At 42.4% G+C, this 13,621-nt stretch carries 10 protein-coding genes and 1 other annotated feature (1 of these 11 cut by a window edge); all 10 genes read right to left on the bottom strand.

Features of this window, described 5'->3' with window-relative positions:
* Positions 1–13: 13 nt before the first annotated feature.
* Positions 14–1,522 (bottom strand): sugar phosphate nucleotidyltransferase, encoded by a 1,509-nt coding sequence (locus DXB70_RS06820; protein ID WP_117795033.1) that lies wholly within the window; start codon positions 1,520–1,522, stop codon positions 14–16.
* Complete coding sequence (locus tag DXB70_RS06815; protein ID WP_117795031.1) at positions 1,513–2,478, bottom strand: hypothetical protein; 966 nt, start codon at positions 2,476–2,478, stop codon at positions 1,513–1,515. Before DXB70_RS06815 ends, DXB70_RS06820 begins: the two co-directional genes overlap by 10 nt.
* Positions 2,471–3,223, bottom strand: a complete 753-nt coding sequence (locus DXB70_RS06810) for an ABC transporter ATP-binding protein (protein ID WP_243099920.1) — start codon at positions 3,221–3,223, stop codon at positions 2,471–2,473. Before DXB70_RS06810 ends, DXB70_RS06815 begins: the two co-directional genes overlap by 8 nt.
* 16 nt (positions 3,224–3,239) lie before the next feature.
* Positions 3,240–4,028, bottom strand: a complete 789-nt coding sequence (locus tag DXB70_RS06805; RefSeq protein ID WP_117795029.1) for an ABC transporter permease — start codon at positions 4,026–4,028, stop codon at positions 3,240–3,242.
* Positions 4,015–5,883: a glycosyltransferase gene (locus tag DXB70_RS06800; protein WP_118672941.1), complete on the bottom strand. Its 1,869-nt coding sequence runs from the start codon at positions 5,881–5,883 to the stop codon at positions 4,015–4,017. The genes DXB70_RS06805 and DXB70_RS06800 overlap by 14 nt, the downstream gene beginning before the upstream one ends.
* 111 nt (positions 5,884–5,994) lie before the next feature.
* Positions 5,995–6,948: a glycosyltransferase gene (locus DXB70_RS06795; RefSeq protein ID WP_347559606.1), complete on the bottom strand. Its 954-nt coding sequence runs from the start codon at positions 6,946–6,948 to the stop codon at positions 5,995–5,997.
* 169 nt (positions 6,949–7,117) lie between these two features.
* Positions 7,118–8,488, bottom strand: a complete 1,371-nt coding sequence (locus tag DXB70_RS06790) for an exopolysaccharide biosynthesis polyprenyl glycosylphosphotransferase (RefSeq protein WP_118467352.1) — start codon at positions 8,486–8,488, stop codon at positions 7,118–7,120.
* Positions 8,489–8,588: 100 nt separating this feature from the next.
* Complete coding sequence (locus DXB70_RS06785; protein WP_182427364.1) at positions 8,589–9,584, bottom strand: glycosyltransferase; 996 nt, start codon at positions 9,582–9,584, stop codon at positions 8,589–8,591.
* A complete protein-coding gene (locus tag DXB70_RS06780; RefSeq protein ID WP_118522960.1) occupies positions 9,559–10,254 on the bottom strand; it encodes a transcription termination/antitermination NusG family protein in 696 nt (231 codons plus the stop codon). The genes DXB70_RS06785 and DXB70_RS06780 overlap by 26 nt, the downstream gene beginning before the upstream one ends.
* A 689-nt stretch (positions 10,255–10,943) precedes the next feature.
* Positions 10,944–13,355, bottom strand: coding sequence for a leucine--tRNA ligase (gene leuS, locus DXB70_RS06775; protein ID WP_022360162.1), 2,412 nt, complete (start codon positions 13,353–13,355; stop codon positions 10,944–10,946).
* A gap of 195 nt (positions 13,356–13,550) precedes the next feature.
* Positions 13,551–13,621: a binding site (T-box leader), on the bottom strand (it continues 168 nt past the right edge of the window).

Genomic DNA, 13,621 nt, shown 5'->3' with positions numbered 1-13,621 from the left:
TTTATCTCCTTTACTATAAAATTTCCTCTAATAAATAAGTTCCCTGATAAAAAGCCCCACATATAGAGTCAAAGTCTTCCCATGCATATGTAGTTAATGAAAGCCAAATCAAAGCATGTAAAAACTTGATTTTTTCAGGTTCAACATTTTCTATTTTACTTAAATAGTAATCTGCCACATCTTTCCAGCCATTAGTTTCTATCTGCAATTTAACTTGACCTTCTTCTATTTCCAGCTTGAATTTTTTATTATTAAACTGATCATAGTCTCCAGCAATTGAATAATATGCTTTCGCCCAATCATATTTTTCATCGCCATATAATTCCTTAAATCCAAAATATCCTCTTGGATCTAAGAAAATAATGTTAAGAGATTTATCTACCATTGTATTTGAAAATGTACAATCACCGTGAATTAAAGCAAACTCTTTTTCATTGCATAATTCATTTTCAACCTTATCTCGTATTGACGCCTTATAAAAATATGGATTTCTGCAATTTTTACCATTAATACGAATGTACTCTCTATCTGCAAACGGTATTAAATCTCGAACACTTTCTAAACGATTCATCGTCTTATGATAATATGCCTCTACCATACTAAATGCATCTGCAGAAACCTTTTTCAATGAATGCAATTTATTCAATGAATCAATCAAATTATCAATTACTATCTTCTTTTCATCTAATGTCAAATCTACCTGGTAAATATTTTTTCCATCTATCTTTTCCATTGTTAATGGATTTAACTCATATAATGTTGGAATTTGCTTAAAATTATATTTACTTACTTCTTGATACCAATTTCTTTCTCGAACAGCCAGCTTTTCTCCCTGCTCATCCACCGGTCTTTTTATTAAAATATTACCTTTCTCTTCCATTGAATTAAACGGACGGCATCTGTACTGTATTTGTGATGTTTCTTCAAGCGCAAGTAAAGTTCCTACTTCTCTAGTTCCATTCAACGGAAACTCTTTAAATTGGATTTCTGTTGTTCCTAACCAACGCACAAATTCTCCTTCGGCTGGTACATTTCTCAGCAACGCTTTTTCTTTGAAAACAAACATTCCTGCTACACCATGCTCCTTTGATGGAGATTCTTGAAAACTTTCCTGTTTATAAGACCATCTGCATTCAAAGTCCTTCGAAATACCGATAAAATTATCATCTATGCACTGCTCGATATTTATACTATCTCCTAATATCAAATCCGACCAAATCAGCATAAATGAATGTTTATCCGGTATATACTGTAATGCTTTCTCTATTCCTGCACATGTACCTGTTTTATCTGCTTTGACTGTAATATATTTCACTTTACAAAACGCTTCTAAATATTCTTCCAAAATTTCATGCTTATAATCACCAATAATAATAAAATGTTTATTAGGATATTTTCGAAACAAGTGAAAAATAATCGGCAAATTATTAACTGGCACTATTCCCTTAGGTTTATTTTTTGTCAAGTGCTTTAATCTTGTTCCTTTTCCTCCCGCTTGAATAACAATATAGTCTACTGCCATTTTTCTCCTCCAATAAATTTTTTTATTTTTTTTACTTCTGTTTCTAGTTCTTCATTTTCAAACACCTGAAGCATATCTGCTTTTGTATTAGGTAATGATTTTAAATCAAACAAAGAAAAATACTCCTTATCCGGATATATCGTCACAATTCTCCCTGGTATATATGCAAGCAAATCAAACAATCCACTTCTTATACCAATTACAACTCCTCCATTAAAAGTAAAATCACATACTTCTTGCAATGACATTTTTTTACTTTGTGTTCTCGGAAGTGCTTTCTCATCTTTAAATGGTGTATTAGTATAAATTGAATATCCGCCTTTTATTAATTCCTCTACTATTTTTTCTAAGAATATATTATTTTCTTTTTTCCTTAAGAATTGAGCATCTGGGCATATAAGAACCTTCTTTAATTCGTTTTCGTTATTTTCTTTTATCCTGACCTTTGGTACCACAAACTCTTCTTCTTTTTTTAAATGAAATATTCCATATTTAATACAATCATGAAGAGAAATATTCGGAAAATATTTTATATACTCAAAATATTCCAATACAAACGCATTGCCTGGATTTACAAGTGTTATATTGGGCATCTTTAATAATGCATGACAACCAAATTTAGTCGACCCAATTTTCAGAATTTCATACAATTCTTGTATGTCCAGAATTTTATATGCATCAAAATATTCCGAATAATTTCTTAACAGCGGAATAAATTTCTGCGTGATACAGATAGTAATATGCTTTATATTATTCTTTTCTCTGTATGCCTTTATATATCCCATTGTTATCAGAAAATCTCCAATATGATCACATATAACAATGTAATGAGTATGTACGTTGCACAACTTTTTTTTGCATTTTAATATTCCTTTAGGCACTTCATACATGGAGTATTTTGCGTTATCATAAGCAACTTCAATCGCTCTTTTTATTAAATGTACTTTATTACTCATGTGTACATTCTCCCATATATGCATTTGCTACCGATTCCACATCTCCAGCCATTCTAACAACTCCCTTATCCAGCCACAGTGCGTGGTCGCATACTTCTCTAACCGAATCAATCGAATGCGATACATACAAAAGCGTTGTTCCCTCTTCTCTCATCTGATTCATTCTTTTTTCACATTTCTGCTGAAAGGCATAATCACCTACTGATAATACTTCATCGCAAATAAGGATATCTGGTCTTACAACTGTAGCAATCGCAAATCCCAATCTGGCAGCCATACCGGACGAATAATTTTTTATAGGCATTTCCAAAAAATCTTTCAACTCTGCAAATTCTACAATTTCATCGAAATGCTCTTTCATAAATTTTTTATCATATCCCAGCACAGCACCATTTAAAAAAATATTTTCGCTTGCAGTTAAATCACCATCAAATCCAGCTCCCAACTCAATCATTGGAGCAATTTTCCCGTTTACCTTTACACTTCCTTTATACGGTTTTAATATTCCACATATCAGTTTCAAAAGGGTCGATTTTCCCGAGCCATTTGTTCCGATTATTCCCCAGGATTCTCCTTTTTTCACAGAAAAGCTAACATCTTTTAATGCCAAAAATTCTTTGAACATCAATTCCCTTTTTATCAATTTAATAAAATATTCTTTTAAATTATCTATTCGTTCAGATGCGATATTAAATCGAACGACTGCATGTTCTACTTCCACTGCATATTGTTCATTATCCGCCACAATTTTTCCTCCGTTTTTAAATATATAAAATAAAACGATCCTGATTTTTCATAAAGCATAGAGTTCCAATCAGCAATACTGCCGTACTTACTAAACATCCATTAATAATTAAAGTCATATCTGGCATAACCTGATTCAATACAATCTGCCTAAATTGTGTAATATATAAATATAATGGATTAAATGTTCTTATCCCCCATGCAAGTTCATCTGGTAATTGACTTAATGGATAAAAAATCGGTGTTACATACATCCAAGCTGTTACAAAAGCTGAATATATATATTGAATATCGCGAAAGAAAACGTTTCCCTGTGATAAAAACATTCCCATGCCAATGCAAAACACATATAATTGCAATATAATCACTGGAATGAACAGCATATATACATTTAGCTTTACCTTGCATACAACAAATACGATCAACATTGCACCTAATGAAAAGATAGTATTTACGCAAGCACTGGTAACCTTCGATAAAGTAAAAATATATTTAGGAACATACGTCTTCTTCAACAATGACGCATTTCCCGTAATCGACCACATTGCCTGATTCGTCGATTCAGATACAAAATTGAAAATAGTTTGTCCAATAATCAGATACACGGGATAATTCTCTATATCAAACCGAAACATATTGGAAAAAACAGCCACCATGATGATCATGATCATCAATGGATTCAGAATGCTCCATACATATCCCAAAAAACTTCTCCTATATTTCAATTTAATATCTCGTTCTACCAGTTCCTGCAATAAATGCCTGTACTGATAAAATCCATTTAGCTGTCTCTTAAATCGATTCATTTCTTATCTTCAGATAACGTTTCCAGGCATCCTCCCTCGTTATCTTTTTTACCCCTTTCCTGTACGCTTCTTCTGCCTGTACCAATTTTTTCAAGTTGATTCCCGTACTGATATACATGCAAACCGCCTGTACCAGTTTTGAGTATCTCCTGCTTCCAACCAAACATTTTCCTGAAAAAGGCTCAAATAAAACGATTCTATTTCTTCGAAATGCATCAAACGGCGGATCTATCGGAGACAGCGGTATCACTTCCTTTTTCGCCGGAAGAAGCCACCCATTAAACGTTACTTTCTTTATCAGCTTCGTCATTTTTCGTGCTGGGCTGAAATAATTCCTTACATTTTTCATTCCATAGGAATCTTTGTACTCCTGGATATACTGCCGAATCCGAAGATATTCTTCTGCTGTCAGCTCTTTTTCCAAGTCTTGAATCGGTTCCATCTTAACCTGATCTCTGAGCCAATTATTCAACTTTTCCGCATCTGTCTTATAAAGCCATTCCGGTCCCTTGCAAAAATCCCGAAATGCCTGATACACCAGTTTCATTTCTCCATATCGAAATTCAATCACAGACACGGTAATTCTCTTCCAAACCCACTTCAGGATCTCCCAGCGGCTTTTTTCAGGCTGTGTTAAGACTGTTGTAATTAACGTATTTCTAACATCATAATAGGTATTCACTCCCGGAAATGTCAGTTCAAATCCTTTATGCCAGACTCCAAAACCATTCAAAAAGACGATTCCATTTTTCTGGTTTCTGATGCCAAACTCGATATCATCGTGATGCAGAAACAGCGGTATCGGCAGATTATCTTCTCTTACTACATTCAGACTCATGCAACAGCACCACCAGCCGGAATACGGTGTATTCTTATGAGCAGCTTCACACATATAAGACTCCGTACAAGTCTTATAATCTCTCAAATCAGCAAGCGGAAAATCATTCTGAACTGCAAAATCTTTAAACCATTCTCCAGATGCCTGCTGAATATACGGAAAATCTTCCCGCAAAAGACTTCCTCCCAGCGTGATGTCCTCCCACTCATCCTTCCGCATCCCCAGGAACCCATACGCCCGCACAAACAGTTCTGGATCCATAACAGCATCATCGTCCATCATCTGGACATGTGTTAAGCCAAGACGTTCTTTTTCTTCAATCGCCTCGATCATGCCTCTGGTAAAACCGCCTGCGCCGCCGACGTTACGGTTTGGTATGATCCGAATTGTGTCTGGATATCGGACCGCCAGACGGCTGATCTCTTCATGTTCTGAAAGAGTTCGACCATTATCTACCAGCCAGTAGCAGAGGTTCAGAGAAGCATTTTCCGGCTCTTCCAGAAAACGGAGAACACTCTTCAAATTTCGAAACACATAGGGCTCCCGTTTGAACGTGCAGACGACTGCCGCGATCCGCACCGGCTTTTCGTTCTGGCAGGTTCCTTCATACCAGCCCTTTACATGCGCAGATATATCGCAGACACTATTTTCTTCTGTCTTCGCTGCTGATTTTTCGAATGAATTCTCTGCCCCGGAGCTTTTCTCTATTTTGACCGAAAACCAGAAAACTCCTTGCTCTGTCTTCGAATATGGGAACTCCATCTCCAGAGTTTCTTTCCCACCTGTCAGCGTCTTTTCCTGAATGATATTCTCATCCAGCATCAGACGAATTGCCTGACAGCCATTCAATTCCAGGTGCAGCGTCAAACTTTCCTGGTTTGTGTACTTCTTTCTTTTTTCGATATAGAAAAGGTTGAAATATCCATTGAAATCGATCCATTCTCCATTCCGATGGAAATACAATTCTTCTTCCCTGCAGATATCTGCTTCCGGAAATCGTATATTTTGTAGACGCATCCGCTGTGTCTCCTTTTCAGTCCTTTTAGGAACTGCCGTTCCTCATTCCATGTTTTGGGATTATATAGTTTCTAATCTGTCTTTATACCTCTGACGGATCTATCTTCATTTTTAGAATTTCCTTCCGCTCCGTCCAAGCGCCCACACCGCCGCCCGGTACAGCCCATACCGGCTTACCCGCAGCAGCTTCACCGCCTTATTTCGGTTCGCATGGTAAACTTCCGGATAGTCCCGAAGTAATTCATCTTCAAACTGCACCAATGCATGCTTTACTTCCTTGCCTGCCGGAAGGCTCAGAAGTATCTTCACTCTCCCAGCTGCCACCCTGGCGATTCCATTTTCAAGATACTGTAGCTTTTCCTGGCTGCATGGAAGCTTCTTTCCGTCTTTTCCGGTAAGTGTTCCGCCCTGATACAGCCGATAAAATGACAGCAGGGATTCCATCACCCGGTCATAATTTTCCTTATTTCTGATCATCTTCTCCGGGCTGACACTCTGTCCTTCCCGACCGATCCGGTACTGATAGACAAAGTCCGGGATAAAGGATACGGTCTTGACCCACGGAATCGGATACAGGATGTATTCGGCATCAACGTAATAGCAGTGTTCATCGATCGAAAGCGGCATCTGCCGCAGAATCTCCGTCCTCCAGGTAATTCCATGCATTTTCATATAAATCTGATCCGCGATTCCATCGAATTCATAGGAAATCCCATATTTCACCCCTGAAAATGGTTCTGGAATTTCTGCTTTTTTCGGAAAGGAGCTTTCCTCTCCGCTTCCGTTGTCAAATCGCCAGTAGAAACCGCTGACCAGCACATCATCCCGACAGTTTTTCAGCGCAGCAATCAGATGATCCAATGCCTCCGGATCCACCCAGTCATCGGCATCGACTACTTTCATATATCGCCCCAATGCATTCTGGATGCCGCAGTTGATCCCAGATCCATGACCGCCATTTTCTTTATGAATGACACGGACAACGGTCGGATAGCGCTCCGCATATTGATCGGCAATCGCACCGGTTTGATCCCTTGATCCATCGTCTATAATCAATATTTCCATGTATTCGGACCAATCCATACCTGGTTGAAAATCAGGCGTTCTTGCTGATACGGTTTGAATGTTTGATTCCGTTTCATTTCCTGTCCAGCTCTGATTTTTCTTTTTCAAATCCCGGTCTCTGCACCCTGCGCACAGTGAATCCAGGGTATATGTGATATATTTTTCTGCGTTATACGCCGGGATGACGACTGTCAGAAGCTTTTCCATTGTCTGCGACTCCTTCCGTACTCTCTTTGAGCATCATGATCTTCGGTGTCATCAGGATGAGCTTCAGGTCAAGAAGCAGAGAGTAATTTCGTATGTAAGTCAAATCCAGTTTCAGTTTGTCATAGGACGTTGTATTGTATTTTCCATAGACCTGCGCATATCCGGTCAGTCCGGCTTTCATCTTTAAGCGGTAGCAGAATTCCGGGATTTCTTTCTCGATCTCCGCCGCCAGCTCCGGGCGTTCCGGACGCGGTCCTACGATCGACATCTCACCTTTCCAGATATTGAAAAGCTGCGGCAGCTCGTCCAGGCGGGTTCTCCGAAGGAAATGTCCCACCGGCAGGATCCGGTCATCGTGTTCCGCTGCCAGTCTCGCCCCGGTTTTTGCCTCCGCGTTCTGGATCATCGTCCGAAATTTGCAGATCTGAAATTCTTTTCCGCCCTCTGTGAGACGGGTCTGCTTGTAAAAGACCGGACCGCGGTCGGTCAGGTAGATCGACAGCGCCACCAGAAGGAAAAATGGGGATAATACCACGATTCCGATGCTCGAACAGATGAAATCCATCGCCCGCTTAATAAATCGCTGAAGATCCGATATGCCATCATTTCTCGATAATAGCAGAGGACTGTCAAAGATATCTAATTCCTGGGAAGTCCGGATCAGAATGTCCGATAATTTCGGCACCGTGTAGGTCCGGATATCCTGCTCAAAACATTTCTTTAAAAGCGCATTTCGATCCTTCGCCGGAATATCTCCGATGATCAGAGCGTCGTATTTTTTTGCTTCTTCCAGAATCGCTTTCATGCCAACCCGGATATGAATGGCTGTTTCCAGATAGTATTTATCTTCTCTGGAATGAATCTTTTCCATCAGATGAAAGGCCGGACGGTCTCCGCATACCAAAAGCATTCTTCTTGGCGGAAACAGAATCCTGTATATCTGCTGAAACAGGAACGTCCAGATCAGTGCAATCAAAAGCTGGACAACCGTCATCCCAAGCAGTATCCGGGGATCATGAAATTTTTTATCTAACAGAGAAATCTGAATATACGTAATCAGATTTAAAAGTCCGATCGAAAGGATCTGAGAACAGAGCAGATTTCCTTTTTTCAGGTATCCGATCCGGAATCCCCCGTAAGTCAGCAGGAAAAATAGTAATAGTCCCGCATACAGGGCGATCATCAGCCAGTTTCCTCTTCTCCAGAACGGAAATTCGATCATTTTGTTGAAATATCCGTTCCAGACATATCCATAAGCGCCAACTTCTGCCCCCATCAGGAGCAGCGCACCTATCAGACGGAACAGTCGTTTGAATGGTTCATATTGTCTCAAAATAGTTCCTCTTCTTTTTGTTTTTATTCAGGCCGAACTCCACAGAACCCAACGTGTAATTCTATTCCAGGTAATCTGCCTGTTTCTTTTTATAGGAACACTAAGCATCCTCAGAAAGCGTTCCTCTCAATTTTTTCTGATAGAGTATTCCACGCACGGATGCCGGAATCAGACTTGCAGTAACGCGGATCACGCAGTTTCGCAGATACTCTCTTCTATTTAAAAATCCACTTTTAAAAAACGTTTTCTGCAGATTCAGAGCGGCCCTGGCATAGGACAGACCGCCGCGGCGTTTGATCATCCCATTGTCCGTTCTCGCATACACCAGAATATCCGAAAGATTTTCTGCTTTATATCCTGCCTGCAAAAGACGGACCCACAATTCATAGTCCTCCGCCCCCGGAACCGGATGATAGTTTCCCACCGCCAGCACAGCTGAACGCCGCATCATGACGGCCATATGGTTCATCGGATTGCGCTTTCTGGCAAACGTTAAAATTTCTTTATATTGGCAGGGAAGTGACCGAATTCCAGTGATTCTGCCCGGCGGAAACAATTTTCCATTCATCCCACTTCCAATTTCACCTCTATCTGGCGCATTTAGGTTATCTACATTTTCCTGTTCTGGCACTTCTGCTGCGGCAAATTCTGCAATTTTTCCGCTCAGAAATCCGAGTTTTCCCTGTTCTGCTTTCTTTCCTAGCGATTTGCCCACTGCTTCTTCTGCATATCGTCTCAGCTGCTTTTCACAGCGATCCGGACAGGCAATATCATCACTGTCCATGCGGGCGATCCATTCATTTCGGCACGCTTCTACACCTGCTGCCAGCGCCCGTGCGATTCCGCCGCATACAGGAAGGCGAAGCACCTGCAGAACTCCCGGCCATTCCCGGTCAATCGTCTGGATCGTTTCATCCAACACTGGTGTCAACGGTCCATCGCATACCAGGACAAATTCATCTGGAGGAATCGTCTGATTCATCATGCTGGCTGCCGCCTGATAGAAATACGCTGGATTTTCTTTGTGATATACCGGCATCAGAACCGAATATTTCATACACTCATACTCATTATTCTGCTGCCAGCTTTGTTCCATCGTTCTCCGCTCCATGTAATCTTGTTATCTTTTTTGAGGGGTTCTTTCCAGAGACCGATACCCGGCTAAAATCGTTTTCCTGGAAATCTCCTGAAAGATTTTTAGGGTTCAGGGTTCCTTTCTTTTGGAAAACTGCCTCCGGATCATCTTCCATCCGGATTGCCAGCTCTACCTGTCGTGCTTCGTTCAGCAGTTCTGCCTGAATCGTCACGATTCGTTTCCGCAGCCGCTTCCGGATGATCTTTGGCAACATCTCACCAAGCACTCCTTCCGCCCATTCGATCTCCCCCGCGTCATTTGCCCGCACCAGAAATCGCCGGACGGTGTGAGAAGAATCCTCCCGAAGAAGTTCTTTCAGAAATTTCTCTTCCTCTTTTTTTAAGGGGACTGCCGTTCCATATGGATGCGCTTCCGAACCAGCATTCAGAAATCGAACCAGCCCCGCCAGACATTTCACTCCGTCTTCCAAAACCGGCTCATCCGCCGTGTCCACAAACACATAGCCCGGAAACATGACTTCCGTATCTACATAGTAGACACCGCCCATCCGCCAGGTCCGTTCTTTGGACAACACAAAACAAGGCTTTTCAGCCTTATCCCGATAAAAATGATTCAGTTTTTCTGCCGCTTCTGCCTCGCGTCCCACAGGTGTCTGCACCACGTACCACATACAGGCGTTCTCCCTTTCATGTTTGCGATTTTCGCAGAATATCTAGTTCTGCGAAAATAAAAGGTTTTATATGCAGAACCCAAATGCCGTATTGACAAAAACTTCAAAAGCAAAGGGAAATATTATATGAGAATTTCAGAAATTTTTGTTCAGAAATGATGACTTAATAATTTCATAAGAGATTCTTGGGAGAAACTTCTATTGAATTAACCTTGAAAGTATCGTATAATGATTGAAGATTTTCGCAGAACTAGATATTCTGCGAAATTTTTTATTCTGATTTTTCTAGCTACAAGCTATTATGTTGCATTTATGATATAAAATTTATCTTTTGAATTGGTAGACTTTTTAGACAATTTTATTGAACGATAGCACTCCACACCTTCGCTTCCTCCCAGAAGCGCCATATGGAATGTTTCGTATAGACAGCAAAAAGCATTCCAAATGAGTTTTTCCTCATCAAGAATGCTTTTTGCATTCAGGGCTGATTGAAATGCCGAATTGTCCGGGTTGACAAATATTCCCATATTCAATTTAATTTTATCATTTAAGAAATCAAATAGCAGGCACGTGAAAAAGGAGCGGGCAAAAAAACAGCGGCCACACAGTTTTTCTCCCCTGTATGGCCGCTGACCTTATCTGCACAGAAAAGTCACAGATTCTTCTGCTTCTTCCCATGCCATTTCTATTTATTTCATAACAATATTCACAATCCGTCCCGGAACGTAAATTTCTTTTACGATATTTCCAGTCAGCTTGTCCTTGATAGCCTCTTTACCAGCGGCGATAGCATCTTCTTTGGAGATGTCTGCCGGTACGGTGATGGTCGCACGGACTCTGCCGTTGATCTGAACGGCTACCTCTTTCTCGTCATCCTTCATCTTCTCTGCGTCGCACTCCGGCCAGGAAGCATGGAAGACACTGTCGGTGCCGCCGAGCTCCTGCCACAGCTCTTCACCCAGATGCGGTGCGAACGGTGCCAGCAGGATAGTGAAGGTCTTGAGGGTTTCTTTGTCGATGCCGCCCTCTTTCTTCGCCAGATCGATGAGCTTGTTGTTGTACTCCATGAAACCGGAGATAACGGTATTCAGGCTGAACTGCTCGAAACGCTGCTCAATGTCGAATACCAGTTTGTGGCGCAGTTTAACCATTTCCTTGGTCTCTTTGATGTCTTTGTCCTTGCTGGTCATAACCAGGTTGTAGAAACGGTTCAGGAAACGGGATACGCCCTCGATACCGCGGTCATCCCACTCTGCATCCAGTTCCGGCGGTCCTACGAAAAGCTCATAGAGACGCAGGGAATCGCAGCCGTAGTCGCGTACCAGATCATCCGGGGATACGACATTGCCTTTCGACTTACTCATCTTGATACCATTCTTACCAGTGATCATACCCTGGTTGAACAGCTTCTTGAACGGCTCGTCGAAGTCAATAACACCGATATCGCACAGGAACTTAGTGTAGAAACGGGAATACAGCAGATGCAGTACTGCATGTTCAACACCGCCGATGTACATATCAACCGGCAGATATTTGTCTGCTTTCTCACGGGATACCAGTTCTTTATCGTTCTTGTTATCTACATAGCGCAGGAAGTACCAGGAAGATCCAGCCCACTGCGGCATGGTGTTTGTCTCACGTTTTGCCGGAGCGCCGCAGCACGGGCAGGTGGTGTTGACCCACTCGTCGATGGCTGCCAGCGGGGATTCGCCGGTACCAGTCGGCTGATAGCTTTCTACCTCCGGAAGTTTTAACGGAAGCTGATCCTCCGGAACCGGTACGTTGCCGCACTTCGGGCAGTGTACGATCGGGATCGGCTCGCCCCAGTAACGCTGACGGGAGAATACCCAGTCACGCAGCTTATAATTGACTCTCTTGTGACCGATACCTCTCTTCTCAATCATTTCCGGCGCTTCTTTTTTCAGTACGGAAGATTCCATACCATTCCACTCGCCAGAGTTGATCATCGTGCCGGACGCCTCGGTATACGCCTCAGTCATGTTCTCGATCTCTTTGCCATCTTTTGCGATAACCTGGATGATCGGGATATTAAATTTCTTTGCAAACTCGAAGTCACGGTCATCGTGTGCCGGTACGCACATGATAGCGCCGGTACCGTAGTCAGCTAATACATAATCAGACAGCCAGATCGGAACCTTCGCACCGTTGATCGGGTTGATTGCATAAGTTCCGGTAAATACGCCGGTCTTTTCCTTATCCTGCAGACGGTCTACGTTGGAACGCATGGATGAATCGAAAATGTATTTCTCTACTGCCTCGCGGGTCTCATCGGTTGCCAGGCTCTTTGCCATCGCGTGCTCCGGAGCCAGTACCATGAAAGTTGCACCGTACAGGGTGTCCGGGCGGGTGGTGTAAACGGTGATCTTCTCATCGCGTCCCTCTACGCCGAAATCAACCTCTGCACCGTAAGATTTACCGATCCAGTCAGTCTGCATCTTTTTAACCTTCTCCGGCCAGTCCAGTTTGTCCAGATCATTTAAGAGGCGGTCTGCGTACGCGGTAATCTTGAGCATCCACTGGCGCAGGTTTTTCTTGGTAACCGGGGTACCGCAGCGCTCACAGCAGCCGTTGACAACTTCCTCGTTTGCCAGACCTGTCTTACAGGACGGGCACCAGTTGATCGGGAATTCTTTCTCGTATGCCAGGCCTTTTTTGAACATCTGGACGAAGATCCACTGGGTCCATTTGTAGAATGCCGGATCTGTGGTATTTACTTCCATATCCCAGTCATAGATGGCTGCGATCTCGTTGATCTGACGTTTAATATTTTTAATGTTGGACTCGGTCGAGATAGCCGGGTGTACGCCCATCTTGATCGCGTAGTTCTCTGCCGGCAGACCAAATGCGTCCCAGCCCATCGGATGGATCACGTATTTGCCGCGCAGCAGCTGATAACGGCTCCATACATCTGAAATAACGTAGCCTCTCCAGTGACCAACGTGCAGACCACTTCCGGACGGATATGGGAACATATCCAGGCAGTAATATTTTTCTTTCTTTCCATCGTTTACATTGATGGGATGTTTTTCCCAGTTCTCGCGCCATTTTTTCTCAATGGCGGTATGATTGTACTGTGACATCTTTGTTCCTCCTGTTTTCTGCTTAACCCACGCTGATTTTTTGCTATTTCCTGTCAAAATCCGGCTCCAGTCTCTAAAATGATAATTCATTATTGCAATCGACTGGTCCGTTGGCAGTTGCATAACATCCAACCCTTGCGGACATTCTTTCAATCCGGTAACGTCAAAAACGCCCTGCGTCTCTACATTACCTGTATAGAGACGCAGGGCGAAAATTCCAACTGCGCGGTACCACTCTATTTCACACGGAATCCGTGTGCTCCTCA

The sequence above is a fragment of the Clostridium sp. OM05-5BH genome, from assembly GCF_003481505.1.
Taxonomy (GTDB): Bacteria; Bacillota; Clostridia; order Lachnospirales; family Lachnospiraceae; genus Otoolea; species Otoolea fessa.
This window is presented reverse-complemented; position numbering and strand designations above follow the sequence as displayed.

Bases quoted from the DNA above. Each gene is read 5' to 3' on its own strand.
- DXB70_RS06820 (WP_117795033.1), bottom strand. From the start codon at position 1,522: ATGGCAGTAGACTATATTGTTATTCAAGCGGGAGGAAAAGGAACAAGA.
- DXB70_RS06785 (WP_182427364.1), bottom strand. From the start codon at position 9,584: ATGGAACAAAGCTGGCAGCAGAATAATGAGTATGAGTGTATGAAATAT.
- DXB70_RS06805 (WP_117795029.1), bottom strand. From the start codon at position 4,028: ATGAATCGATTTAAGAGACAGCTAAATGGATTTTATCAGTACAGGCAT.
- DXB70_RS06815 (WP_117795031.1), bottom strand. From the start codon at position 2,478: ATGAGTAATAAAGTACATTTAATAAAAAGAGCGATTGAAGTTGCTTAT.
- DXB70_RS06800 (WP_118672941.1), bottom strand. From the start codon at position 5,883: ATGCGTCTACAAAATATACGATTTCCGGAAGCAGATATCTGCAGGGAA.
- leuS (WP_022360162.1), bottom strand. From the start codon at position 13,355: ATGTCACAGTACAATCATACCGCCATTGAGAAAAAATGGCGCGAGAAC.
- DXB70_RS06780 (WP_118522960.1), bottom strand. From the start codon at position 10,254: ATGTGGTACGTGGTGCAGACACCTGTGGGACGCGAGGCAGAAGCGGCA.
- DXB70_RS06795 (WP_347559606.1), bottom strand. From the start codon at position 6,948: ATGGAAATATTGATTATAGACGATGGATCAAGGGATCAAACCGGTGCG.